The organism is Thermoflexus hugenholtzii (assembly GCF_018771565.1).
Taxonomy (GTDB): Bacteria; Chloroflexota; Anaerolineae; order Thermoflexales; family Thermoflexaceae; genus Thermoflexus; species Thermoflexus hugenholtzii_A.
This window is the reverse complement of the sequence record NZ_CP076326.1, coordinates 211,511-237,083: the sequence shown is the minus strand read 5'-3', so window position 1 is coordinate 237,083 and position 25,573 is coordinate 211,511. Positions and strand designations below refer to the sequence as shown.

Here is a 25,573-nt window from a genome sequence, read left to right as displayed (position 1 = left end):
GATGTCGGAGCGCGTTTCCGCTCCACCGCGCGTCACCGCTCTCTATGGAGGCCAGGCCGTCCTGGAAGGGGTGATGATCCGGGGGCCGGCGGGGCTGGCCGTGGCCGTCCGCGCCCCCGATGGGCAGATCGTCCGCTGGACGACCCGGCTGCCGCTCCGGCGGGGCTGGCGCCGCTGGCCCCTCCTCCGGGGCGTCTTCGTCCTCTGGGAGACCCTGCGCTGGGGGATGGAAGCCCTCTGGTTCTCCGCCACGGTGGCGGCCGGGGAGATCGAAACCCGGGAGGGCCTGCGGAGCCCGGCCGCCCTGCTCACGATGGCGTTCTCCCTGGCCCTCGCCCTGGGGATCTTCCTGCTGCTGCCGGCTTCCCTGGCGGAGGGGATCCAACAGGCCACGGGAGCCTCCCCAGGGGTCCGGACGGCGGCGGAGGCGGTCCTCCGCCTGGGGCTGGTGATCGGCTACCTGATCGCCGTTGGGCGCCATCCCGAGGTCCGCCGCGTCTTCGCCTACCACGGCGCCGAGCACAAAGTGGTGCACGCCCTGGAAGCCGGGGCGCCCCTCACGGTGGCCGGGGCCCGCCCCTTCCCCACCGCTCATCCTCGCTGCGGCACCGCGTTTCTCCTCACGGTGATCGTGGTCGCCGCGGTCCTGTTCGCTTTCCTCCCCGCCTCAACGGTCCTCGAACGCTTGCTGCTCCGCCTGGCCCTGCTCCCGGCCCTGGCGGGTCTTTCGTATGAGCTGCTGTGGCTGAGCGCCCGCTACCATCATCTGCGACCGGTGTCCTGGCTCTTCGCGCCGAACCTGTGGCTTCAGCGGTTGACCACGCGGGAGCCTGACGACGCCATGCTGGAAGTCGCCCTGGCCGCCCTCGAGGCCGCGCGGGCCTTGGAGTCCTCAACAGAGGTTGCCGCTGGCGATGAAGCCTCCGGACCGTGAGCATCAAGGGGGATCTCCGCAAAACAATCGGGGTTCCTTCCCATCGCAGTGGGCCCTCACGTTGATCCTGATCGCGTATTTCCTGGCCCTGACACCCGGAAGGGAGCCCGGAACGATCGATGGGGAGCTGGTCTACTGGGCGACGGTCAGCATGGCCGAGCGCTGGCGTGCTGCAGTTCGGAATCCATTCCCCCCTTCCTGGGCAGCAGAACATGCTTCCTGGGTAGTGGAAAATGGCTTCCTTCAACCCGGATGGGATGGCTCCTGGTTCGTCCGCTTCTCCCTGGGCCAGCCCCTCGCAGCCCTCCCCTTCTATCTCACCGGACGGATCCTCGGCGGCCCGGATTCCCCCACCACCCGCCTGTTCGTGAACGCCCTGTCGGCCGTGGCGATGGCCGGGGCCGGAGCCCTGCTCTACGCCTGGGGCCGCTCGCTCTGGGACAGTCGCACGGCCCTCCTCACGCTCGCGATCTTCGTCCTGGCCACCCCCGCCCCCGTCTACGCCCGGCTCTTCTTCAGCGAGGCGCTGCTCACCTTCTGCCTGCTGCTGGGCTTCCGGCTGTTCTTCACCCGCCGACCCGCCGGGATCGCCCTGGGCGGTCTGGCCATCGGCTGGGCCGTCCTCACCCGGGAGGGGGCTGCGGCTGCCCTGCCCGCCGCCGCCCTCGCCCTTCTGGTTCTGGCCCGAGACCGGCGCGAGCGCCTCGCCTTCGCCGGTTACGGGATGCTCGGCGCCGCGCTCCCCATCTCCCTGCTGCTCTGGTATAACGTCTACCGATTCGGCCATCCCCTCCGCCACGGCTATGAGGGGGAGGGCTTCACCGCCTCGCTGCCCGAAGGGGTGGCCGGGTTGCTGTTCAGCCCGGGCCGGGGTCTCCTCTTTTACGCGCCCACCGTCCTCCTCGCCCTCCCCGGCGCGCGGCTCCTCTGGCGCCGGGATCGCGCCCTCATCCTCACCGCGGGGACGCTGTTCGCCGGATACCTTCTGATGTATGGCCACTGGTGGGCCTGGGATGGCGGATGGGCCTGGGGCCCCCGCTTCCTGGTCCCCACGCTCCCCTTCCTGCTGTTGCTCGCCGGGGAAGCCATGACCCAGCCTGCCGGCCGCCGCGCCGCCCTCGCCCTGGGCCTCCTCGGGTTCCTCGCCCAGCTCCCCGGCGTGTTCACCGATCACCAGAAGTTCCACACGGAGCTGTTCGTCGAACGCGGCTTGCCCTACGCTCCCAACGTCTGGTTCCGGCCGGAGCTCTCTCCCATCCTGGGCCAGTGGCGCGACCTGTGGCATGGGCGCCACGGGGCGCTGGCCCTCCACCGCCTGGAAGCACAGGGGATCCCATCTCCCATCGCCTGGGGCTTCCGGCTCGGGATCGCCGCCTTATTGGCCTTCGGGCTGTGGGGCCTCCGCCGGCCGGTTCCCCCGGTGCCGGGTTTCAGGCTCCCAGCCCGATGGGCCTCCGCGATCCCCATCCTGCTCCTGTTCGCCGGCATTGCCCTGAACGGGGTCGCCCTCGCGCGCTGGGCATGGATCCGCCGCCAGCCGTTCTGCGATGGCGCCGGCCGCCTCTGCCTGAAGCAACGGTTCGGCGGCCAGGTGGAGCTGGTCGCCTTTTCCGTCGAATCCCCACAAGCCCGTCCGGGCGAGGACATCGGCCTCACCCTCTGGTTCCGCGCCCTCCGGCCAATCACCGAACCCCTGAGCGTCTACGTCCACGTCCTCCCTGCCGATCACCCCGAGGCCCATCAGGTGTTTCAGGAGGACCACGAGCATCCCGCTTCCCTGCCCCTCCCCCGCTGGAGGCCGGGGCCGCTCTACAGCGACTTCTATCGCCTGCAGGTTCCGGCCGCCCTCTCCCCCGGTCGCTATGCGCTCAAGGTGGGACTGTATCGCCGGGCACCTCCCGGCGGCCGGATCCCCGTGGACAGCTCCGGGGCGGACGGCGTGATCCTTCCCCTTCCGATCGAGATCCGCCCCTGAGCCGCTGAACCCATGCCCGGCCTTCCCGGAGGCCCGAACGCCCGGTTTCCGGTAGAATCTTCCTCGGGGACATTTCGAAAAGCCGAGGTCACCGATGGAGATCGGTCTGGTGGGAATGCCCAACGCGGGCAAATCCACGCTCTTCAACGCCCTCACCCGCCATGCGGTTCCCACAGCGCCCTATCCCTTCACCACCATCGAGCCGCACCGCGGCGTTGTCCCTGTCCCCGATCCCCGGCTGGAGGCTCTGGCCCGCATCATCCGACCGGAGCGGGTGGTCCCGGCCACCCTGACCGTCGTGGACATCGCCGGACTGGTCCGCAACGCGCACCGAGGGGAGGGCCTGGGGAACCAGTTCCTGGCGCACATCCGGGAGGTGGATGCCCTGTTGATGGTGTTGCGCGGGTTCGCGGCGCCGAACGTCCCGGCCGGCCTGGGGGAAGTGGATCCCGTAGCCGAGCTGGAGGTGCTGGATCTGGAGCTGGCCCTGGCCGACCTGGAGACGGTGCAGCGGCGCCTGGAGAAGACCCGGAAGGCGGCCAAGGCGGATCCCTCGGCCTTCGCGGAGACCCTGGCCGCGCTGGAGGACCTCGCCGCCCATCTCCAGGCGGGCCGCCCTGCCCGCACCTGGCCCGGCCGGGAGGCCTGGGCGGGGCTGTTGCGGGAGCTCTTCCTGCTCACCGACAAGCCCCGCCTGCTCGTCCTGAACGTATCCGAGGAGGACCTGCCGGAGGACGGCCGGTGGGCGGCGGAGCTGGCCCGCCGGGCCGCGGCGGAGGGAAGCCCTTTCCTCGTCGTCTGCGCGGAGCTGGAGGCCGCCCTGAACGAGTGGCCCGAGGAGGAAGCCCGCGCCTACCGGGAGAGCCTGGGGCTCTCCGGTTCGGCCCTGGATCGTTTGATCCGGGCCGCCTACGCCCATCTGGGTCTCATCACGTTCTTCACCATCACCGGCGGCCATGAGGTGCGGGCCTGGGCCATCCGAAAGGGGACCCGCGCGCAGCAAGCGGCCGGGCGGGTGCACTCCGATATGGAACGCGGCTTCATCCGGGCCGAGGTGATTCCCTGGAACGTCCTGGTCGAGGCCGGCTCCCCCCAGGCCGCCCGGGAGCGAGGCCTCTGGCGCATCGAGGGGCGCGACTACGAGGTCCAGGACGGGGACGTTCTACACTTCCGATTCCACGCATGAGCACACGCCAGGAGGAAAGGATGAAGGTCGCGCTGATCACCGGGGCCGGGCGCGGATGGGGGGAGCGCCTCGCCCGGGAGCTGGCTGCCCGCGGCTTCCACATCGTGGCCAACGATATCCACCCGGCCGCCGCGGAGCGGACCGCCGAACGGATCCGCACGGCGGGGGGATCCGCGGAGCCTTTCCACGCGGATGTGGCCAATCGGGTGGCCGTAGGAGCCATGGTCCAGGAGATCCTGGACCGCCGGGGCCGGCTGGACCTGGTCATCCATCACGCGGAGGTCCATCCGCACCGCGGGCTGCTGGAGATGGGGGAATACGAATGGGACCGCACGGTGGCCGTGATCCTCAAGGGGGCTTTCAATTTGTTGCAGGCCGCCGCCCCGGCGATGATCTCGCGGGGACGCGGGGCCTTCGTCTTCATGATTCCCGCGCCGATTCTGGAGGGGAAGATCCCCCACGCTGCCTATGGGGCAGGGAAAGCCGGGCTGCTCGCGCTGGCCTATGCGGCCCGGGACGCCCTGAATCCCTTCGGCCTGGCCGTGCACATCCTCCTCACAGAGGAAGGGGGTTCCCCTCCCGAGGACAGCGCGGCCGCCGTCCTGGATCGGATCGCCGCCCTGGATGGACGGAGCGAGACGCTGCGCCTCCCCCCTTGCCGGGATCTCAGGCCCCAAACGTGAAGGGCGGCCGGGACCGTGGTATGATGACGGATGAGGCGTTGGGAAGGACATCTCTTTCCTGAGGCGAGAGGGCGATGGAAGACCTCTACCGGGAGATCATCCTGGATCATTATGAGAACCCGCGCAATTACGGCGTGCTGCCGGACGCGGACATCTCCTACGAAGATGACAACCCCCTGTGCGGGGATCGGATCCGGATTGACCTGAAGGTGCAGGATGGGCGTATCGTGGATGTGCGGTTTTCGGGGAAAGGATGCGCGATCAGCCAGGCCTCGGCGTCCATGCTGACCGAGCGGATCAAGGGGGCCACCGTCGAGGAGGCCCGCCGGCTGACCCGCGACGATATCCTGGAGATGCTGGGGATCCCCCTGGGGCCGGCCCGCATCAAGTGCGCTCTGCTCTCCCTGAAGGTCCTCAAAGCCGGCCTCTACGGGTTGCCGAAGATCGACTGGGACGAGCTGGGCTGAGGCACCCGGCCCTGAGGTTCAGACGTCAGCGGGGGCACGTGGGAAGAAGATGAGGTGGAAGACAGCCCGCGCCCACGAGGGCCTGCCGGTCCCGCATCGAAACCGCCCCCCTCGCTGAACTCCCCATCCCGCACCGGCGGGCGCTCGCCCGAAAGCGCCTTCGACAGCTCCAAAGCCCGCCGGGGGCTCCTCCTCAAACCAGGCTGGCCTCAATCCGTGCATCAGGACAGACTGCGCCATGGGAGACCTCGGGGATCGGGCTATCCCTCGCCATTCTACCCGGCGAGGAGGTCCCTCTCCCCCTGTCCCCACTCGCGTCCGAACCCCCGCCACTACCGGGCCGGAGCGCTCGAGGGTCCGGAGGCCTTCTGCTTGGAGGCCTTCCGCTTCATCGAGGGACGCACCCCCCGGTTCAGGTAGGCCTCGATCTCCTCCCGGGCCTCCTCGAAGCGCTCGATCAACTGCTCGTCCGTCCCCTTGAACCCGGCCACGGCCCGCTGGGAGCAGGTCGCGCACCCCAGGGACGCCCGGTAGCTGTCCATGTCGCAGGTCAAGCAGCCTGCGAGGCGGATCACGGTCAAGGAAAGGGCCAGCGTGTCCGGATGGTCCTCCGGCAGCCGGGCCACCCGACGCACCAGCGCCTTCCATGCCTTGCCCCGCACCTCCGCCAACAACGGGATGCACCGGGGCGGGAACAGGATCTCGCTGTCCGGATACATGGATTCCCTCCTCACCGAGCTCTTCCCCACACCCATTTCCCCCTATTCTACACCCACTCACTCCCACCCCATGCAACTCTCAATTAAAATATCTCGGTCATACTTTGGGATCAAAGTACATAGCATTCAACCCAAATAAAACGTTAATATACAGCATAACTTTGGTAGATTGATCTAAAATGATTCGTATAAATGTTTTATCTTGCCGGAAACATCAAAATTGCACTCTGCAAGGACCGTGTGGGGCCTCGGGTCAGGGGCTTCGGAAACCTTGGAGGCTTGTCCCTGCGATCCCTTTGGGTTTAGGGCCCCAGGAAGGCGATCCAGACCCCCGCGGCGGTCTTGGAAGCTCTGGCTCGCGATCGCCCTGGGGGCGGACCTGCGGGGGCGCTGGCGGGTGCTTGGGATCTCCCCGCGCTTTGGGACGCGCTCTCCCCTCCCCTCCGGGAGAGAATGGCCTTCGAGCGGATCGATCGTCCTTCCCCTCGAAGCTTCAACACCCGCCGCCGAGCGATTCGAAAGATCGGGCCTCGGGACCTCGCCCGGCTTTTCCGGTTCCGGTCGATTCGGGGAAAATGAACAGCGAGGTCCCGAAAGGATGACCTTCGAGCTCGAGAAGGGGAGGAATCGATGCCGGCGCGGGCCCGGATTGATCCGGAGACACGATCGGTGATCGTGGAATGGCCGGATGGTCTCCAACGTGCCTTCTCATGGTCCCGGCTGCGGGCGGCCTGCCCCTGCGCCCTGTGCCGGGTGGAGGCCCAGCGCGCACAGGAAGATCCTCTGTTCCTGCGCCCTGCCCCCGATGACACGCTGGTGGGCCTGGAGCCGGTGGGCAACTACGCGGTGCGTTTCTTCTGGGGGGACGGTCACTCGGCGGGCATCTACACGTGGCGCTATCTGCGGGAGCTGGAGGAGGGATGATGGCGCGCCTGGTGCTGATGGGCTCCCCCACCTTTGCCCTGCCCACCTTCGAGGCCCTGGCGGAGGAGCACGAGATCGTTGGGGTGTTCACCCAGCCGGACAAACCCGCCGGGCGCGGCCTGCGCCCCACCCCGCCGCCGGTGAAGGTCTGGGCCCAGGAACGGGGGCTTCCGGTGTTCCAGCCCCGCTCCCTCCGCCGGGACCCGGAGGCGGTGGCCCAGCTGCGGGCCCTACGGCCGGAGGTCATCGTGGTGGTGGCTTACGGGCTGATCCTGCCCCCGGAGGTGCTCGCCCTTCCCCCCTACGGATGCCTGAACCTTCACGCTTCGCTCCTCCCCCGCTATCGGGGCCCTGCGCCGATCCAGGCCGCCCTCCTCCACGGGGATTCGGAGACCGGGGTGACCGTGATCTGGATGACCGAGGAGGTGGACGCCGGGCCGATCCTGGCGATGGAACGGGAGCCGATTTACCCGGAGGACACCGCGGAAACCCTGGGGGAGCGTCTGGCCCGGCGGGGGGCCCGCCTGATGCGGGAGACCCTGCGACGCTGGCTGGCGGGGGAGATCACGCCGCAACCCCAGGATCCGTCCCAGGCCACTTACTGCCCGCGGATCACCAAAGCGGATGGGGAGATCGACTGGCGCCGCCCAGCGGTGGAGATCGAACGGCGCATCCGGGCCTTCACGCCCTGGCCCGGCGCTTACACGTTCTGGAAAGGCCGCCTGCTGAAGATCGGCCCGGCCCAGGTCCGCCTCGACCTCCACGCGCCTCCCGGCCGGGTGGTGCCGGTGAACGGCGGGGCGGGCGTGGGGACGGGCGAGGGGGTTCTGGAGCTCCGGACGGTTCAGCTGGAGGGCAAGCGGATGATGCCCATCGAGGCCTTTCTGAACGGCCATCCGGATTTCCTCGGGGCGACCCTGGGCCGGGAGGAGGCCCGGGATGGCTGAAAGGGCTCACCTTGAGACCGGCCTGGCCTTCCTCCTCACCGCCGGGCTGCTCTACCTCACGCAGCGAGCTCTGCATCGGAACCTCCAGCTCGCGCTGCACCGCCTGGCGCGGGATCCCGAGGCCGCCCTCGTGCTGTATTGGGCGCTGCTGTTCCCGGGCGTGCTCCTCCACGAGCTCAGCCACTGGATCGCGGCGCTGCTCCTGGGGATCCGCCGCTATCGTTTTGTGTTCTGGCCCCGGCGGATGGGCGGTCGGATCCGTCTGGGGGCGGTGCAGCTGGAGGAGGGGGATCCCTTCCGGATGAGTGTGATCGGGGCGGCCCCGCTGTTGACCGGGATCGGCGTGATCGCGCTGATGGGAGGAGCGGAGCCTTCGACCCCTTCGTCCGGGCTGGCCCTGTGGGCTTCTGCCGCGCAGGCGCTCCAGGGGCTGTTGCAACGGGAGGGCGGCGGGGCGCTTCTTTACCTGCTCTTCGCCGTGGGGAACGCGATGTGGCCCAGCCCTTCCGATCGGGCGGCATGGCCGGCGGTGGGGATCGCGGGCGGGGCGCTGCTGGGGCTGCTGCTGCTGGCCGGCCCCAGCTCCCTCCTCCCGGCCCTCGCCGGGGTGGCCGTCCATCTCCTGTCGCGGCTCACGCCCCTGTTCGCCCTCCTCCTCGCCGTGGACCTCCCGGTCCTGATCCTCCTCCTCGCCCTCAACCGGCTCCTGAGCCGATAAGCCGTCCTGCGCCCATGCGGCGCCGAGCGTCAGCCTTCGCCGATACCCCCTTTCGTGTCGCAGGAGGGGCTTCAGCCCCGAACCTCCGTCTTGGAGGGCGCAAGGGTCGCGGCGGAAGTCGCTCTGACAATCCTGAATCTCTGGTTCTCGATGACGCAAAAGTTCGCGGCTAAGGCCGCTCCTACCAAAGAAGAGGCTTCAGCCCCGAACCTTTCGTCTTCGAGAAGGCGCAGGTCGCGTCCTGTAGCCGATAAGGAATTTCGGCCTGCGGGTTGAAAGGCTTCCGCTCCTCTGTCGGCGCGGGCCCGAGGTCCCAACGAGGCTGCCGGAGAAAAACATCAGCGGGGCAGGCACGGATGCCCGCCCCGCCGCGCCGGCAGCATACAGGCTGCGGCTCATTCCACCACGATGTTGATCAGCCGCCCGGGCACGTAGATGATGCGCTGGGGCTGGCGGTCTCCCAGATGACGGCGGACGTTGGCCCGGTCCAGGGCGATGCGCCGGGCCTCCTCCTCGGTGATCGAGGCCGGCACCTCCACCCGGTCCCGCACCCGCCCGTTGATCTGGATCACCAGGGTGATGGTATCGGCCCGGGCCAGAGCTTCATCCCATTGCGGCCACGGCTGCTGGTGAACGCTGTAGGGATAGCCCAGGCGCTCCCACAGCTCCTCCGCCAGGTGCGGGGTGAAGGGCGCCAGCAACAACAGCAACGTCCGGATGGCCTCCTGCCAGGCCTCGTGGCCGGCCACCGGGGTCGCCTTCGCCTCCTGGAGGTAGTTGGTAAACTCCATCAGGGCAGCGATGGCGGTGTTGAACTCGAAGTCCTCCAGGTCCTGGCTCACCCGCTTGATGGTGCGGTGGGTCCAGCGCCGCAGCTCGGCCACCTGTTCGGGCGTGGGCTCCCCTGCGGCCGCGGCCGGCTCCAGGACCAGGTTCCACACCCGGTTCAGCCAGCGGTGGACCCCTTCGATGCCGGTGGAGCTCCAGGGGCCGCCCACGTCCCAGCGGAAGCCGAACATCAGGTAAGCCCGCACGGTGTCCGCCCCGTAGCGCTCCACCAGCTCGTCGGGGGCCACCACGTTGCCCCGGGACTTGGACATCTTCTCCCGGTCCTCTCCCAGGATGACGCCCTGGTTGCGCAGGCGGATCATCGGCTCGTCGAACCAGACCATTCCCATATCGCGCAGGACCTTGGTCCAGAACCGGGTGTAGAGCAGGTGCATGGTGGCGTGCTCGACGCCGCCGGTGTAGAGGTCCACCGGCAGCCAGTAGCGGGCCTCCTCCTCATCCCACGGCGCATCGTCCTTGTGCGGGCTCAGGTAGCGGTATTGATACCAGGAGGAATCGACGAAGGTGTCCATCGTGTCGGTCTCCCGCTCGGCCGGGCCGCCGCACTGCGGGCACGTCGTCCGGACGAACTCCTCCAGGTATTTCAGAGGCGACTCGCCGGTGGGCAGGACGTTGACGGTCTCCGGCAACAGCACCGGCAGCTGGTCTTCCGGCACGGGAACGGTGCCGCACTTCGGGCAGTAGATGATGGGGATGGGGGTGCCCCAGTAGCGCTGGCGGCTGATGCACCAGTCCCGCAAGCGGTAGGAGACGGCGGGGCGGCCCAGGCCGCGTCGCTCCAGCTCGGCCACCACGGCCTTCTTGCCCTCCTCGCTGGGCAGGCCGTCGAAGGGACCGGAGTTCACCATCGTCCCGGGCCCCTCGTAAGCGGCCGACAGGGGCTCCCCCTGCCAGCCGGGCGGGGCGATCACCACCCGGATGGGCAAGTTGAACTTCGTGGCGAACTCGAAGTCCCGCTGATCGTGGGCGGGCACGCCCATCACCGCCCCCGTCCCGTATTCCATCAGCACGTAGTCGGAGATCCAGATGGGCAGCCGCTCCTCCGTCAGCGGATGGCGGGCGTAGGCCCCGATGAAGACGCCGGTCTTCTCCCGCTCCAGGGATAGCCGCTCGATCTCGGTGCGGCGCTGGGCCTCATGGATGTAGGCCTCCACCTCAGCGCGGCGCTCCGGGGCGGTCAGCTTCGGCACCAGGGGATGTTCCGGAGCCAGCACGACGAAGGTGGCCCCGAACAGGGTGTCCGGGCGGGTGGTGAAAACCACGATGGAATCCTCCCCCTCGGTGGGGAAGACGATCTCGGCGCCTTCGCTGCGGCCGATCCAGTTCTTCTGCATCGTGCACACCCGCTCCGGCCAGTCCAGCCGGCTGTGGTCCAGCAGTTCGTCGGCGTAGGCGGTGATGCGCAGGAACCACTGTTCCAGCTCCTTCTTGATCACCGGTGTCCCACACCGTTCGCAGACCCGCTCCCCGTCCTGGGAGACCACCTGCTCCCGGGCCAGGGTGGTGTTGCACTTCGGGCAGAAATCCACCGCCGAGCGTTTGCGGTAGGCCAGCCCGCGCTTGTAGAACTGGATGAAGAACCACTGGTTCCATTTGTAGTATTCCGGCTCGCAGGTGATGACCTCCCGTGTCCAGTCAAAGGAGGCCCCCATGCTGCGCAGCTGCCGGCGCATCCGCTCGATGTTGGCATAGGTCCAGGTCTTGGGGTGGGTGTTGTGCTTGATGGCGGCGTTCTCCGCGGGCAGGCCGAAGGCGTCGAAGCCGATGGGGAAGAGGACGTTGTAGCCTTTCATGCGCAGGTAGCGGGCGACGGCGTCGCTGGGGGCCATGGCGAACCAGTGGCCCATGTGCAGGTCGCCCGAGGGATACGGGAACATGGTCAGGAAATAGAACTTGGGGCGGCTCGGGTCGCGGACCGCCCGGTAGATCCCGGTTTCCTCCCAGCGCTGCTGCCACTTCGGCTCGATGACCTGAGGATCATAGCGCTCCATCCCACACCTCCTTTTTATCCTTTCCGATCCACCACCGTCAGCCATCCATAAAGATCCGGCGTCTGACCGGTCACGATGGCAAAGAAGCGCTCCTGCAGCCGCCGGGTGATCGGCCCCGGCTCCCCGCAACCGATGCGAATGCGGTCCACTGATCGCACCGGGGTGATCTCCGCCGCCGTCCCGGTCATGAAGATTTCGTCGGCGGCGTAGAGCCACTCCCGGGGGATCGGTTGCTCCCGGACCTCCAGGCCCTGCTCCCGGGCCAGGGTGAGCACGGCGTCGCGGGTGACCCCGAGCAGGATCGAGTTGTGGAGGGGTGGCGTGTAGATCACCCCGTCCTTCACCAGGAAGAGGTTCTCCCCGCTCCCCTCAGCCACGTAGCCGTAGGCGTCCAGCATGATCGCCTCGGCATAGCCCAGGTCATGGGCCTCCATGGCGGCGAACTGCGAGTTCACATACTGGCCCCCGATCTTCCCCAGAGCCGGGAAGGTGTCCGGCGCCATGCGCCGCCAGGAGGAGACGATGACGTCCACTCCCTTCTCCAGGGCCTCCTGGCCCAGATACTTCCCCCACTCGAAGGTGATGATCACCACCTCCACCGGGCAGGAGCGGCCGTCGACCCCCAGGACACCCGCTCCCCGAAAGACCAGGGGGCGGATGTAGCAGGAGGCGTGGCCGTTGGCGCGCACCGTCTCCACCACCGCCTCGGCCAGCTGCTCCTCCGTGTAAGGGATCTCGATGCGCAGGAGCCGGGCGGAGAAGAACAGACGGGCCAAATGGGGCCGCAGCCGGAAGATGGCCGGCCCCTGCGGCGTCTCATACGCCCGGATCCCCTCGAAGACGCTGGTCCCGTAGTGGAGGGCGTGCGCCGTCACGTGGACGGTGGCCTGATCCCATGGGACCAGCCGCCCGTTCCACCAGATCCAGTCGCTTCTCAGCGCCATCGGGGTCCTCCTGCTCAGGGTATGGAGACCAGCTCATGGGCCACGACGGCCCCGGCCAGCACCAGCAAGGAGAGCTCCAGCGCAAGGAAAAGAGGCTGCCGGTAATAGCGGCGATAGAAGGCCAGCCCCCGCACCCCGGCAGTGTGGAGGTCCCGAGGCCAGAGGGCATACTGCCGCCGCCGCCACGGCCACAGCCACATGATCCCATCGTCGGTCCCCAGGCTGTCCAGCAGCAGATGCACGAGGGCCAGCCCGAGCACCAGGGCGACCGGCAGGTGGAAAGCCCAGGCCAGGCAAAGACCCCAGATCCCCCAGAACAATGGAGTGTGGGTCCAGAGGGCGTGGTGGGGATTATGGCCTTCGCCCCCGGCCCGACGCCGGCGCCACCAGCCCCACAGGAGATCCAGGTCGGGCAGCCCGCTGAGCAGGGCCGCCAGACCCGCCACGCCCAGGTGGAAGGGCTGATGGGCGGCGCGCTGGATGACATACGCGGCCACCACGCCGGCCGCCGCATGGGCCATCACGGTCATCCCGCTCCCTCCGGAACGATTCGGGATCCTTCGAGCCCCGGTCTGTTTAAGGAAAGAGCCCCCCTCCGTCAGGGACGAAGGGGGGCTCCTCCGCGGTCCCACCCTGATTCACCGGGAGCGCGGGGTCTGCGCCTCCGGTGCGCTCTGGCGCGGTAACGGGCGCGACCCGGCCGGGGCTACCCGCCGGGCAGGCGTTCACCCCGGCAGCTCCGGGGCGAGTTCAGCCTTTGGGGGCTTCCGCAAGAGCCGCCCGGGATCCGGGGATGACCCGGGGGACCCTCGCCCCGCTGGCCCTCCTCAGGGGCCATGCGGCCTCGCACCAGCCGGCCGCTCGCTGGAGGATGGCCTACTACTCCCCTTCCCCGCCTTTAGCAGGATCCACAATCCCACGGCGGATAAAAATTAGGGCGCTTTCGCGCCCCGGAACAGGTGGACCCGACGGGATTCGAACCCGTGACCTCCTCAATGCCATTGAGGCGCGCTCCCAGCTGCGCTACGGGCCCACGATTTCCAACCAGTGGAGCCGACCGGATTCGAACCGGCGACCTCTCCCGTGCGAGAGGAGCGCTCTCCCAGCTGAGCTACGGCCCCACGTGCATCCTTCATTTTACCCGGAGGACATGAGCCGTGTCAAGATTGAGAGGCACACGCACACCCCAGGAGGCGCAGGGGTCAGAGGACGTGGGGGGATCGACGTGGGACTGGAGGCCTTCGCCTTGCTGTCGGATGGCGCGAGGATCGAGGCGCCCAAGCCGGTCGTCCCGCGGCACTGACACCGTCGAGGGCAGCACCCGCGGGCCCTCGGAAGAAGAGATCTTCAACGCCCCGTAGCCGGGATCAAAGCCGAGAAACCCCACGCCTGTCATCTTGGGCCTCCTCCAGAAGGAGAAAAGGCACCACACGAATCATTCATGGAAAATGTATGGGCCGGCGTGGCTACCACCACTCCTCTTCATCCCACGTCTCGTCCCACTCCGCTTGCCGCTCCTGTGCCTCCCTTCGCAGGCGCTCGAAGTCCGCCTCTTTCCCCATCGCCCGCAGAGCCACCAGATAGGCCTGCTCCCAGTCCTCCGGCTCCCGGTCCTCCGGCGTTTCGGGCGCCGGGATCCGAACGACCGCCGTCCGGGGCGGACGCACCCGGATCGCCTCTATCCCCTGCTGCCGGGCCAGCTCCAGGATCCGGGAGCAGAGCAGATCGTAGATCCGCCGGGTCTGCTTCCGCGCGAAGGCCTTGCGCAGCCCTGCCTCCAGGGCGATGACGCTGCGCTGCCGGCGGGCGAACCGGACGACGTCCGCCGCCACGTCCCACAGATGGTCCTCCTGTCGCTCCCCGCTCCAACCCTCCATCCGCCGCAGCGGGATCTCGTCATAGCCGCGCAGACGGCCGTCCCACCCCACCGCGGCAACGAGGACGCGGAACGGAAGCCGCATCAGGCAGACGCCCACCACCCCGCGGGGCCGGGGCGGCTTCCGGGCGGCCCGGCGCCGCCGCCAGGCGTCCAGAAGATCCCGGTTCGCCTCGGCCCACGCGGCGACGTCCGACATCCGGACCAGCCGCATGGGGGCGGCCTGCCGGTAGTGGGGATTGGGCACCTCCCGGTGTGGCAGCTGCGCGAGGATCCGGCGCGCGGCCGATTGGGAGATGCCCAGGGCCTCGGCCACCGTGGCGGCGGTGACCCACCGGTCGTTCCAGGCGATGGCCAGGACGGCGGGCGAAACCACCTGCCGGAGCTCCTCCAGGACGGCCGGATCCGGGGGCTCGGCCATCCAGGCCGGCTCCCGGTCCGGCGGGTCCGGCGTGTAGGGCCGGAACAGCTCGAAGGCGCGGCGAAGGCCCAGGAACCGCACGGCGTCCGCCGGAAGCATCCGGCGCAGATGTCCGAGGCGCTCCTCCGTGACGGGCTCGGCGATGCCGGCTTCCCGAAGGAGCGCCTTGAGGGCCTTCAGCCGCTCCCGCATCCGGGCGATGCGCGCGGCCCCCTGGAGGGCTGGAGCGCTGCGCTCCGACATGCCGGCTCCTCCGTCTCCCGGTTTCCGAAAAGCGCAGTGGAGCGATGGCGGACAGCCGTGTCGCTGTCCTCACGCCATTCCGGGATCAAGAACGAGCCCCTTGCTTCGGAAACCGAAAAGATTCCGTCTTAGGTGGCGGCGGAAGGCCCACCCTGGGCTTCTATCCAGGCCAGGGCCTCCCGGACGGGGATGAACCGCCCCTCCGGCCACAGCCACCCGGCCCGCAACGCAAAGCCCGGGATCGCCGCGCTCCGCAACACCCCGCCCTCCACCCGGGCCGGCACGAACCGCCCCCCTTCCAGCCGGTAAAACTCCGTCCCCGCTGGCCCATACGGATCGATCCGCCATACCTCCCGCACCCCTGCTCGTTCATACGCCCGTAACTTCGGCCCCCGATCATATGCCACCGTCGCCCGGGACAGGATCTCCACCACCAGGTCCGGCGCCCCCATCACCCCCCGCTCGGTGATCAAACCCGCCCGCTCCCGGGCCACAAACAAGATGTCCGGCTCATACACCTGGTCCGAGGCCAGAACGACCGGCGTCCGCGATCCCCGCACCTCTCCCAGGTCATGCGCCTCCACATATTCGCTGATCAGACGGAACAGGAAGCCAAACAGCCGTTCATGGATGTCCAGGGCTGGTGAAGCCATGATCATCACCCCATCGATGAGCTCCGCCTTGCGATCCTCCGGGGCCAGCTCCAGGAACTCCTCTGCGGTCATCCGCTCCGCCACCTCCACCCGCGTGCCGAACTTCATCCCCTCCATTCTCCGCCTCCTTCCGCCTCTTCTCCGTAGCAGGCCAGGCCCAGCCCGCCGGGCCCGGCATGAGTGGCCACCGCCGGGCCGGCCTCGGCGACGAAGATCTCCGCCGGCCGCAGCTCCTCCTGCAGCGCGCGGGCGACCGCCTCCGCCACCTCCGGGAGACGGGTGTGCATCACCCCGATGCGCAGGTCCTTCCGCCCCCGCGCGTATTCCCGGATCAGTTCCTGGAGCCGGGCCCGGGCCCGCTGGGTGGTGCGCACCCGCTCGTGGGCCTCGATCCGACCCTCGTGCAGCTTGAGGATGGGCTTGAGCTGCAGCACGTTCCCCATGAGCGCCTGGATATGGCTCACCCGCCCGCCCTTGGCCAGATACTCCAGGGTGTCCAGCACGAAGTAGAACACCGTGCGGGCCCGCATGAACTCCATCCGCCGCAGGATCTCCTGCGCCGTCGCTCCCGCTCGGGCCATGCGGGCAGCCTCCAGCACCAGGATCCCCTGGGGCACCGAGATCAGCCGGGTGTCCACCACGTGGATGTCGGCCTCGGGCAGCATCTCCCGCGCCGCGACGGCCGCCGCATAGGTCCCGCTCAGGGCCGAGGAGAGGTGCAGCGAGATGATCGTGGCGCCCTCCTCGCTCAACCGCCGGTAGACCTCGTAGAACCGGCCCACCGGCGGCTGGGACGTGGTGGGCAAGGTGGGGGAGGACCGCAGATAGTCATAGAACGTCTCCAGGTCCAGATCCTCCCCCTCGTAATACGTCCGTCCCCCCATGTTCACGACCAGAGGGACGACGGTGATCCCCAGCTCCTGGAAGAGGGCCGGGGGAAGGTGCGCGCCGCTGTCCGTGACCACGCGGATCATCCGGGCTCCTCCCTGTTCGTTCTATAGGGAAGACCGTCCGCGAATCCCGGTCGGAGCCCATGGTCCCCGAAGCCTCCGCGCCCGCCCATTCGCGGATGGTCCCCGTCCCTTCCCGACACACTCGACCGGAGATCGTTCGGCCTTCTACGCCCATCCCGGGAAAGCGGAGCGGCCGGCGTATCGGGCGGCCTCCCCCAGCTCCTCCTCGATGCGCAGCAGCCGGTTGTATTTGGCCACGCGATCGCTGCGGCACGGCGCCCCGGTCTTGATCTGCCCGGCGTTCAGCGCCACGGCCAGGTCCGCGATGAAGGTGTCCTCGGTCTCCCCGCTGCGGTGGGAGATGATCAGCCCCCAGCCGGCCCGCTGGGCCAGCCGGGCCGCCTCGATGGCCTCGGTGAGGGTGCCGATCTGGTTCACCTTGCACAGCAGCGCGTTGCAGGCCCGCTCGGCGATGGCCCGCCGGATGCGGCTCACGTTGGTCACCAGGAGATCGTCCCCCACCAGCTGGATCCGGCTCCCCAGCCGCTCCATCAGCAACCGCCAGCCCTCCCAGTCGTCCTCCGCCATCCCATCCTCAATGGAGAGGATGGGATACTCCTCGACCCAGCGGGCGTAGAGCTCAACCAGCTCCGGGGCCCGCAGGGTGCGCCCCTCCTTCCGCAGCACGTAGACGCCGTCCTGAAAGAGCTCGCTGGCCGCGGCGTCCAGGCCCAGGGCGATCTGCTCCCCCGGCGTATAGCCGGCGGCCTGGATGGCCTCCAGGATCAGCTCGATGGCCTCCTGGTTGGACTTCAGGGAGGGGGCGAAGCCCCCCTCGTCGCCCACGTTGGTGCTGTAGCCCCGCTTCTTCAGGACCTTCTTGAGGTGATGGTAGACCTCCGCTCCCCAGCGGAGGGCCTCGGCGAAGGAGGGGGCGCCCAGCGGCAGGATCAGGAACTCCTGGAGATCGGCGGAGTCGTCGGCGTGCTTGCCGCCGTTGAGGATGTTCATCATCGGCACCGGGAGCACCCGCGCCTCCACGCCGCCCAGATAGCGGTAGAGGGGGAGGCCCAGGGAGCGGGCGGCGGCGACCGCCACGGCCAGGCTGACGCCGAGGATGGCGTTGGCCCCCAGCTCCCGCTTGTTCTCCGTCCCATCCAGGCTGATCAGCGCCTCATCGATGCCGGCCTGGTCCAGAGCGTCCCATCCCACCAGCTCCTCCGCGATGCGGGAGTTGACGTTCTCCACCGCGCGCAGCACCCCCTTCCCCAGATAGCGGGCGGGGTCCTCATCGCGCAGCTCCCAGGCCTCGTGGGCGCCGGTGCTGGCCCCGGAGGGCACGGCGGCCCACCCCACCGTGCCGTCGGCCAGCCGCACCTCCACCTCCACCGTCGGGTTGCCCCGGGAGTCCAGGATCTCCCGCGCCCGCACCACCTCGATCCGTGTGGGGAAATCCAGCGTGTGCGCCATGTCGCTGCTCCTCGCCATAAAAGGTTTCGGAACTCACCGCTTTGCGCATTATCCCCCGTAAAACCATCCGGTGTCCCACATCACCAGCGGCCGGGCCTCCGGATCCCGCAGGCCGGCCTCGATGACCTCCGCGACGAACACCGTGTGGTCCCCTCGGCGCACCGCATCGGTCACCTGGGCCTCGAACCAGGCCGGCAGGTCCACCAGAAGGGGCGCGCCGGTCCGCGGGCCCCGTTCGAAGGAGTAGCCGTTCAGCTTCCCCTCGGCGACCTGGGTGGGACGGAAGAAGGCCGAGGCGATCTCCTTCTGCCCGGCCCCCAGGATGTTGACCGCGAACTTCCCCGTCCGCTCGATCAGGGCGTGCAGATGGCTGTCTTTCTTGATCCCCACCATCACGAGGGGCGGCTGGAAGGAAGCCTGGGAGAGCCAGTTGATGGTCCCCGCCGCGATCTCCTCTCCGTCCGCGGCGGTGAGCACATACAGGCCGTAGGTGATCAACCGCAGGGTGCGCTTGCGGACCTCCGGATCCATCTCCTCCCTCCTCAAAGATCGCAGAGGATTAAGGTTCGTTATCTATCATACCCAAGCAGCTGCCGGAGCACCGCATCCCCTGCTTCCAGGCTTTCCGGTTCCCGAGATGGGAGGGGCGCCTTCGATGAAGGGAGCCGGTGGATCGACGGATGGGGGCACCGAAGCGCCCTACACCCGCGCCGGAAGCCGTGGAACCATTCCGATCTCCGCGTCCAGAGCCGTTAGCGCTGGACGTCCAGGATCGCGATCGGCCACTCCTCCCCCATCGGCTGCCCCCGGAGGAAGGCCGGAAGGCGGCGGCCGTCCGGGCCGTAGAAGCCCAGGACCAGAGCGTAGCGCCCGGGAGGGAGATCCGGCGGCAGCCACACGCCGTAGCGGTCCGAGATCACCTCCCCCGGGCGCCAGGTGGGGGTCGGACGCCGCCAGCCCACCGGCTCCCGATCGGTTTGCGCCACCGGTCGGCCGTCGGGGCCGCGCACGTGCACGAACACCTTGTAGGGAACCGGGATGGGCCTGAGGGCCCGCCACTGCACCGCCAGGCCGATGACATCGCCCGGATGCGCCCGGCGGGCTGTCAGCCCATACCGCGCCACCTCAATGGCCTCCCCGAACCGAACCTCAGGGGCGGGCGATTCCTCCGGCGTCCCCAGCCCATAGACGGCGAAGCGGATCCGTCCCACCCACCGTTCCTCCGCCCGGAAGGCGTGGGCGTCCAGCCAGGCCTCCACCTGCCCGGTCGGATCCGCCTCCCGCTCCCCATACCAGAGCACGAACAGCCGGCCTCGCCCTCGCAGCGCGGGACCCAGCGTCCTCTCGATCTCCTCCGGCGCAGGCGGCCGCCCCCGGGGCGCCGACACCAGCGGGGCGTCCGGCCAGTAATAGGTGAAGACATCCACCTGGCCGGGCGCGTAGAGGAGGATCCCATCCCCGGGCCGGACCCATGCCGCCAGGGCCTGGGCCAGGCCCCGGTAATCGTCCCGGGCGAAACGGGGATCGAAATACAGGGCCCGCAGGCTGAGGCCCATCGGGAGCGCCACAAGCCCCAGGGCGAAGACGAAGGCGGCCTTCCCGGCCGGCCCCCGCAGCCTCCCCATCGCCGCCAGGCCGGCGGCCCAGAGGGCCACGAAGGCCGGGAGGGCGGCCATGAAAAACTTGAGATTGGCCTCCCGATAGGCCCCCCGCCCCAGCACCAGCGCCACCGGGGCCAGCGTCAGGGCCAGCCCGATGCCCCCGCCCCGACGTTCGGATCCGGCGAGGGCGAAGGCGATCCCCCCCAGGGGGATGACGAGGACCAGCGGAGGGACCTCCGGCGGCAGGGTGATCCCCCAGCCCAAGGCCCGCAGGATGGCCTGGAAGGCCTCGGGGAGGGGAACCGGGGCCGGTGCCGGCCACTGTCGGAGCTGAGCGAAGGCGGCGGGAGCCCAGGGCAGGAAGGCCAGCCCGATCCATGCCTGCAACCCCAGCCAGCGGATGAGACGATGCCACCGGCCCCGCGCCATCGCCTCCCCGAGCATGATCAGGCCGTGGGCGGCCGGGATGGCCGGGAACACGTAGTGGGTGTAGAGGCCGGCGGCCCCGGTGAGGAGAAGGCCCAGGGCCCGCCCGGGCCGGGGCCGTGCCCGCCAGGCCAGAAAGAAAAGGGAGTGCAGCGCCGCCCACAGGCCCAGGAGGGCATACATCCGGACCTCCTGGGCGTAGTAGACGGCCAGGGGATGCGCGGCCATCAGCAGCATGGCGAGGCCGGCGGCGCGGCGGCCGAACAGCCGCGCGGCCATGGCCCCCGTCGCCGCGATCAGCAGCACCCCGCCGAGGGCGGAGAAGGCCCGCAGGGCGAAGACCGAACGTCCGGCGACCGCGCCCCAGGCGTGAAGGAGCAGATAATAAAGCGGCGGATGGATATCCTGGGCCGCCGCCTCCACGATCCGCCGGACGGGGCTGGCGCTGAGACCGGCCGACGTTCCCTCGTCATACCACAGGCTCTGGGCGTCCAGCCGGTAGAACCGGAGCCCCATCCCCAGCAGCAACGTCATGAGCCCGACCCATCCCAGGGCCCTGCTCCGGCAGGCCCCTCCGGCCGGCCCCATCCCCGTCCCTCCTCACTCGTTGAACAGCTGGCCGACCGAGCGGCCCTCGTGGATCCGACGGATCACCTCGGCCAGCATGGGCCCCACGGAGAGGACGGTCATGTTCGGGAGTCGCTTATGGGGTGGGATGGGGATGGTGTTCGTGCAGATGATCTCCCGGATGGGCAAGGCCCGCAGGCGGTCCACGGCGGGGCCGGAGAGGACGGCGTGGGTGAAGCAGAGGTAGATCTCCGCCGCCCCCTGCTCCTTCAAGACCCGCACCGCGCCGCTGACCGAGCCCGCCGTGTCCACCTCGTCGTCCACCAGGATCACCTTCCGGCCGGCCACCTCGCCGATCACCGTCAGGGCCTCCGTCTGGGTGCCGGTGCGGCGTTTCTCCACAAAGGCGATGGGCAGATTGAGCTTGGCCGCGTAGTTGCGGGCCTTCTTGGCGAACCCCAGGTCGGCGGCCACCACCACCGCCTCGTCGGGGGAGAAGTTCTTCTCCAGCAGGTAATCGCTCAGCAGGTGGAAGGCCGTGAGCTCGTCGCCGGGGATGCTGAAGAAGCCCTGGATCTGGCTGGCGTGCAGGTCGATGGTCACCCAGCGATCCGCCCCGGCCACGGCGATGAAATCCGCCACCAGGCGCGCGGTGATGGGCACCCGGGGCTGATCTTTCTTGTCGCTGCGGGCGTAAGCCAGGTAAGGGATCACCGCTGTGATGCGGCCCGCGTTGGCCCGCTTGATGGTGTCCAGCAGGATGAACAGCTCCATCAGGTTATAGTTCACCGGCGAGGCCGTGCTCTGGATCACGAACACGTCCTGCCCGCGGACGCTGGCCAGCAGGCGGACGAAGATGTTCTCGTTCGGGAAGACGATGATCTCGCGGGGGAGAAGGGGGATCCCCAGACAGTCTGCGATCTCCTCGGCCAGTTGCGGATGGCCGGAGCCCGCCACCAGGATCAGGTCCCCATAGCGCCATGACGGCCCGGGCATTCGCGAACGACCTCCCTGTCAGGATGACGCAGCTTATTCATCATAGCCGGGATCCCCGGAATCCGAAAGAAGGGGCGTGAAAGGAGAGGCATCCGCAACGATTCCGAAAGAAGAACCGGTGGACGCGTGACGAGGCCACGTCGGAAGGGGCGACTGCGAATTCCAGCCCGAACGCACCAGCTGGGCTTCCGAAGCCCCCGGCGCACCCATGTTCGTGGACGGCCCTCCGCCACGGGACACAGAGGGGCCGTGCGCCTACAGATCGGTCAGATGGCACGTATCGTTCAGCGTCACCACGATCCAGCGGCCGTCGTGGAGGGCCAGCTCCGTGAGCGAGGCGTTGTCGAACCGGAAGGGGGAGGGCCGATCCAGGGGGAGGCCCAGCCACTGGCGGAAGAACATGCTGAAGGTCCCTCCATGGGCCACCACGGCCAGCGTCCGTTCCGGCCGCGCCATCGCCCCCTGCATCGCCGCCCACACCCGTTCGGCGAACGCCGCCCGGGGCTCCACCCCCGCGATCTCCGCCGTCGGATCCCGCTCCATCTCCCGCCAGGCCTGTTGCAGCGCGGCGACCTCCACCCCGGTGCGTCCCTCGAAGGGCCCCTGGCCCCGCTCCTTCAAGCGCTCATCGACCTCGATGGGGACCTCCCAGACGGCGGCGAGGATGCGGGCGGTTTCATAGGCCCGCCACAGCGGGCTGCAGAGGATGAGGTCCGGCGGGCGCGCCCGGAGGCGCTCCGCCAGACGCCGGGCCTGCTCCCGGCCCACGTCATCCAGCGGCACATCCGCCCATCCCTGGATCCGCCCCTCGGCGTTCCACGCCGTGCGTCCGTGCCGGATCAGGTAAAGCCGCTCCGCCATCCGTGCCCATCCGTTCCTCGGGATCTCGGCATATATGTTTCAGCTTGCACGCTCTTTAACTCGGATCCGAACGTCCCCGATCGAGGCCTGGGATCCGTCGCATGAGCCGTCTTTCCTCCGCAGAACCTCCCCCGCGGAGATCCGTCGGGCTTAGGGGAGCTCCAGCTTTCCCACCTCCACGCCATCTCCGACGGCGCCGTTGAGGCGGACGGGCCAGCGAGCTCCGGAGGCCGGGTCATACAGCCCGACCCGGAGGGTGTAGGCCCCGTGGAGCCCCCGGGGCAGGATCACCCGGGTGAAGACCGGGAAGGCGTGATCCGGCGGCCAGGTAGAGATGGGAACCAGATCGTTGGGCAGCGGCCCATCCCGCTGGGCGGCCAGGCGGCCGGAAGCATCCAGAACATGGAGGAAGACCCGGGGGGCCTGGGGCACCGGTCCCACCCGGGCCCACATCAGGGTCACCCCCAGCACATCCCCCGGCCACCGCGGCGGGCGCAGGTGAACGCCCCGCAGCTCGATCTTCCCCGCGAAATCCGCCCGCAAGGGCGTGAAGGCGAACCCGTGGAAGGGCGGCCACGTCTCATAATAGGCCACCCACAGGGATCCGAAGGGCTGCCCCCCCACCTCGAAGCCGTTCTCCAGCAGCAGCCCGTCGAACAGCCCCAGGGGGTCCACCACCTCCTGCTGCCAGCCGAAGAGCCACAGACGCCAGGGGCCATCCGCAGGGCCATAGCGGCGGCGGGCATCCTCCAGCATGGCGCGGATGGCCTCCTCGTCCCATACCGGAGACTCCGGACCCATCCACAGGGGGGCAGGGACCTTCATGCGCTCCCAGTAGTAGAGAACGGCCCAGTTGGCCCGCAGGGCGAGGGCGGCCTCCCCAGGCCGGATCTGCCGGGCCACGTGGGCTACCGCCTCCCGATACGGATCGCGGCCGCGGCCCGGATCCGCCCACCCCGTCCGCCCGGGAGCGGCCATCATCCCCCACAGGGGAAGGAGGGCCAGCGCGCCGAGCCATCCCCGGGCGGAAGGAGGGATCCCCCGGATGCGGGCGGCGAGGAGCTCGCCCAGCCGGGCGGCCCCGCCGCCGACCCCGGGGATCCACAGCGCCCAGAGGAAGATCGCGTAGCGCGGGTGGAAGACGGCGAAGCGGGCGAACAGGGTCAGCAGCACCGCCAGCATCAGCCCGAAGGTCCCCAGCGTCCCGATCGCCCATCGGCGGACGAAGGAATCCGGGCGGAGCAGGGCGGCCGCGGCGAGGAGCCCGGCGAGCCAGGCGATGCCCTCCCCACCCCAGAAGCCTCGGGCCAGCTCCTGCAGCAGGCCCTCCGCCGTCATCGGCGGCCGGATGAAGGCCTCAGGCTGGAGGAACCGCTGGTGGGCGAAGGCCAGCCAGGGCCCCACCAGGGCCAGAAGGGCCAGCATGCTCCCTCCCCATCGCCGGAGGGCCTCCGGGCGCCGCCGGCTTCCCAGGCCCAGGGCCGCGGCCATCGTCGCCACGGGGAACAACCCGTAGTAATGCGTGAGGGCTGTCCCGGCCGCGACGAGGGTCCAGACGGCGAAGCGGCGGGAGGAGGGTCGACGGCGCGCCGCCTCCGTCGCCGCCCAGAGGGCCAGGACGCCGGTGGCCAGCATCGTATACATCCGGGCTTCCTGGACGTAATAGAGCCAGAAAGGGGAAAGGGCCATTGTAAGGATCGCGAAGGCCGCGGCCGGGCGTCCCCAGCCTCGAGCCGTCAGGCGCGCGACCAGGGCGGCCGCGAGGAGGCCGAAGGCCACGGACGGCCCGCGCAGGGCGAACTCGCTCTCCCCCGCCGCCCGGATCCAGAAGTGGAGAAGCAAGTAATAGAGAAAGGGGCTACGGTCGGCCGCCGTGGCCTGTAACATCGCGGGGATCGGCATCCGGGCCAGATGCCAGGACCACCCCTCGTCGAACCAGAGGGAAGGACCGCCCAGGTGGTCCGTGTAAAGGACGGCGGCCAGGAGCAGCAGCCCCACCGAAGCCCCCAGAGTCCCCAGGCCGCGTTCCCTCCCCATTGCCTCTCCATATGGATGGACTCGGATCAAGGGGAGTGTAGCGGGAACAGCGGGAGCTCGCCACCGGTCCTTGGCGGGAGCCGATGGGGAGACTATCATCCTTTAGAAGGAAATCGAGGAGGGTGGGAATGCATCTCGTCGTTCAGATTCCGGCGTATAACGAAGCGGAGACCATCGGCGAGGTGATCCGGGAGATCCCGCGTCGGATCCCGGGGATCGATCGGGTGACGGTCCTTGTGGTGGACGATGGCTCTCGGGATGGCACAGGGGAGGTCGCCCGGGCGGCGGGAGCAGACGTGGTGATCCGGCATCGGCGCAACCGGGGGCTGGCGGCGGCCTTCCAGACCGGGATGGACGCTGCGTTACGCCTGGGGGCCGATCTCATCGTCAACCTGGATGCGGACGGCCAGTATGATCCGGCGGACATCCCCGCTCTGATCGCCCCGATCCTGCGGGGGGAGGCGGATCTCGTGGTAGGCGATCGGCAGGTGATGCGTCTCACGCACTTCCCATGGCCCAAGCGAGCCCTTTCCGCGCTGGGTTCGGCCGTCGTGCGCTGGGCTTCCGGGGTGGAGGTTCCGGATGCGCCGAGCGGCTTCCGGGCTTACACCCGGGAGGCGGCGCTGCGTCTCATCGTGCTCACGGACTTCTCATACACGGTGGAGCACCTCATCCAGGCGGGCAAGCGGCGGCTGGCCGTCGCCCACGTTCCGGTGCGCGCCCGACCCACCCCGCGGCCCTCGCGGTTGCATCACGGGGTTTGGGATTTCATCAAGCGCCAGGGGGCCACATTGGTGCGGGTCTACGCGGGCTACGAGCCGTTGAAGGCCTTTTTCTATCTTTCGCTCCCCTTCTGGCTGATCGGCCTGATCCTCTTCGCCCGGCTGGCCTGGTTCTTCGTCACCGAGGGCTTCGCCCTGCGAGGCCATTTGCAATCCCTGATCGTCGCCACCCTTTCACTCATTCTCGCCTTCCTGATCTTCCTGTTTGGCCTCCTGGCCGACCGCATCGGCGACAACCGGAGACTGCTGGAAGAAGTCATGTATCGTATGCGGAAACTGGAGGAACGTTTTTATTGATCTTCGCCTTGCCATAGTAACATCTTTTAGAATATATCCCGCCCATCACAGAT

General features: G+C 69.0%; 22 protein-coding genes and 2 tRNA genes. 9 read left to right on the top strand and 15 right to left on the bottom strand.

Annotation, left to right across the window (positions count from 1 at the left end; genetic code table 11):
• Position 1 precedes the first annotated feature (1 nt).
• The 5 genes from KNN16_RS01200 to sufU all read left to right on the top strand — a co-directional run bounded on the left by KNN16_RS01200 (position 2) and on the right by sufU (position 5,245).
• Positions 2–934: a DUF1385 domain-containing protein gene (locus KNN16_RS01200; protein ID WP_303898170.1), complete on the top strand. Its 933-nt coding sequence runs from the start codon at positions 2–4 to the stop codon at positions 932–934.
• A 61-nt stretch (positions 935–995) separates the two neighbouring features.
• Positions 996–2,909, top strand: coding sequence for a hypothetical protein (locus tag KNN16_RS01195; RefSeq protein WP_303898168.1), 1,914 nt, complete (start codon positions 996–998; stop codon positions 2,907–2,909).
• A gap of 94 nt (positions 2,910–3,003) precedes the next feature.
• Complete coding sequence (gene ychF / locus KNN16_RS01190; protein ID WP_299287535.1) at positions 3,004–4,095, top strand: redox-regulated ATPase YchF; 1,092 nt, start codon at positions 3,004–3,006, stop codon at positions 4,093–4,095.
• A 20-nt stretch (positions 4,096–4,115) separates the two neighbouring features.
• Positions 4,116–4,778, top strand: coding sequence for an SDR family NAD(P)-dependent oxidoreductase (locus KNN16_RS01185; RefSeq protein ID WP_299287532.1), 663 nt, complete (start codon positions 4,116–4,118; stop codon positions 4,776–4,778).
• A gap of 74 nt (positions 4,779–4,852) precedes the next feature.
• Positions 4,853–5,245: a Fe-S cluster assembly sulfur transfer protein SufU gene (sufU, locus tag KNN16_RS01180; RefSeq protein WP_088570742.1), complete on the top strand. Its 393-nt coding sequence runs from the start codon at positions 4,853–4,855 to the stop codon at positions 5,243–5,245.
• A 332-nt stretch (positions 5,246–5,577) separates the two neighbouring features.
• Here the strand turns inward: sufU and KNN16_RS01175 are convergent, their stop codons facing one another.
• Positions 5,578–5,964, bottom strand: coding sequence for a hypothetical protein (locus KNN16_RS01175; protein WP_088570741.1), 387 nt, complete (start codon positions 5,962–5,964; stop codon positions 5,578–5,580).
• 630 nt (positions 5,965–6,594) lie between these two features.
• On the opposite strand from KNN16_RS01175, the gene KNN16_RS01170 reads away from it, so the two are divergent.
• Genes KNN16_RS01170 through KNN16_RS01160 form a run of 3 tightly spaced genes read left to right on the top strand, consistent with a single transcriptional unit; the run spans position 6,595 to position 8,553 of the window.
• Complete coding sequence (locus KNN16_RS01170) at positions 6,595–6,888, top strand: DUF971 domain-containing protein (RefSeq protein WP_299284682.1); 294 nt, start codon at positions 6,595–6,597, stop codon at positions 6,886–6,888.
• Positions 6,888–7,835: a methionyl-tRNA formyltransferase gene (gene fmt, locus KNN16_RS01165; RefSeq protein ID WP_303898166.1), complete on the top strand. Its 948-nt coding sequence runs from the start codon at positions 6,888–6,890 to the stop codon at positions 7,833–7,835. Before KNN16_RS01170 ends, fmt begins: the two co-directional genes overlap by 1 nt.
• Entirely contained in the window at positions 7,828–8,553 is a 726-nt protein-coding gene (locus tag KNN16_RS01160) for a hypothetical protein (protein WP_299284676.1), read from the top strand. The genes fmt and KNN16_RS01160 overlap by 8 nt, the downstream gene beginning before the upstream one ends.
• Positions 8,554–8,948: 395 nt before the next feature.
• On the opposite strand, the gene leuS is transcribed toward KNN16_RS01160, so the two are convergent.
• From leuS to KNN16_RS01090, 14 genes are all read right to left on the bottom strand, one after another.
• On the bottom strand, positions 8,949–11,393 hold the full coding sequence (gene leuS / locus KNN16_RS01155) for a leucine--tRNA ligase (protein ID WP_303898163.1): 2,445 nt from the start codon (positions 11,391–11,393) through the stop codon (positions 8,949–8,951).
• A 14-nt stretch (positions 11,394–11,407) separates the two neighbouring features.
• The gene (locus KNN16_RS01150) at positions 11,408–12,337 is read right to left on the bottom strand and encodes a branched-chain amino acid transaminase (RefSeq protein ID WP_303898162.1); all 930 of its coding nucleotides are present in this window, start codon (positions 12,335–12,337) and stop codon (positions 11,408–11,410) included.
• A gap of 14 nt (positions 12,338–12,351) precedes the next feature.
• A complete protein-coding gene (locus KNN16_RS01145) occupies positions 12,352–12,867 on the bottom strand; it encodes a metal-dependent hydrolase (protein ID WP_303898161.1) in 516 nt (171 codons plus the stop codon).
• 430 nt (positions 12,868–13,297) lie between these two features.
• A tRNA-Ala gene (locus KNN16_RS01140) sits at positions 13,298–13,370 on the bottom strand.
• Positions 13,371–13,385: 15 nt separating this feature from the next.
• Positions 13,386–13,458, bottom strand: a tRNA-Ala gene (locus KNN16_RS01135).
• Positions 13,459–13,803: 345 nt separating this feature from the next.
• The gene (locus tag KNN16_RS01130) at positions 13,804–14,877 is read right to left on the bottom strand and encodes a hypothetical protein (protein WP_303898159.1); all 1,074 of its coding nucleotides are present in this window, start codon (positions 14,875–14,877) and stop codon (positions 13,804–13,806) included.
• Between the two features lie 128 nt (positions 14,878–15,005).
• Positions 15,006–15,647 carry a Uma2 family endonuclease gene (locus tag KNN16_RS01125; RefSeq protein WP_303898158.1) on the bottom strand — a complete coding sequence of 214 codons (642 nt, stop codon included), beginning with the start codon at positions 15,645–15,647 and terminating at the stop codon, positions 15,006–15,008.
• Positions 15,635–16,504 (bottom strand): DegV family protein, encoded by an 870-nt coding sequence (locus tag KNN16_RS01120; protein ID WP_303898156.1) that lies wholly within the window; start codon positions 16,502–16,504, stop codon positions 15,635–15,637. The genes KNN16_RS01125 and KNN16_RS01120 overlap by 13 nt, the downstream gene beginning before the upstream one ends.
• A 144-nt stretch (positions 16,505–16,648) precedes the next feature.
• The gene (gene eno, locus KNN16_RS01115) at positions 16,649–17,953 is read right to left on the bottom strand and encodes a phosphopyruvate hydratase (RefSeq protein WP_303898155.1); all 1,305 of its coding nucleotides are present in this window, start codon (positions 17,951–17,953) and stop codon (positions 16,649–16,651) included.
• A 48-nt stretch (positions 17,954–18,001) separates the two neighbouring features.
• Complete coding sequence (locus KNN16_RS01110) at positions 18,002–18,484, bottom strand: flavin reductase family protein (protein ID WP_273095653.1); 483 nt, start codon at positions 18,482–18,484, stop codon at positions 18,002–18,004.
• Positions 18,485–18,705: 221 nt separating this feature from the next.
• On the bottom strand, positions 18,706–20,568 hold the full coding sequence (locus tag KNN16_RS01105) for a glycosyltransferase family 39 protein (protein ID WP_303898154.1): 1,863 nt from the start codon (positions 20,566–20,568) through the stop codon (positions 18,706–18,708).
• Between the two features lie 12 nt (positions 20,569–20,580).
• Positions 20,581–21,543: a ribose-phosphate pyrophosphokinase gene (locus KNN16_RS01100; RefSeq protein ID WP_303898153.1), complete on the bottom strand. Its 963-nt coding sequence runs from the start codon at positions 21,541–21,543 to the stop codon at positions 20,581–20,583.
• 255 nt (positions 21,544–21,798) lie between these two features.
• A complete protein-coding gene (locus KNN16_RS01095; RefSeq protein ID WP_303898151.1) occupies positions 21,799–22,404 on the bottom strand; it encodes a histidine phosphatase family protein in 606 nt (201 codons plus the stop codon).
• 150 nt (positions 22,405–22,554) lie between these two features.
• Positions 22,555–24,441, bottom strand: a complete 1,887-nt coding sequence (locus KNN16_RS01090; RefSeq protein WP_303898149.1) for a glycosyltransferase family 39 protein — start codon at positions 24,439–24,441, stop codon at positions 22,555–22,557.
• A 128-nt stretch (positions 24,442–24,569) separates the two neighbouring features.
• On the opposite strand from KNN16_RS01090, the gene KNN16_RS01085 reads away from it, so the two are divergent.
• Complete coding sequence (locus tag KNN16_RS01085; protein ID WP_303898148.1) at positions 24,570–25,520, top strand: glycosyltransferase; 951 nt, start codon at positions 24,570–24,572, stop codon at positions 25,518–25,520.
• The last annotated feature ends 53 nt before the right edge of the window (positions 25,521–25,573 follow it).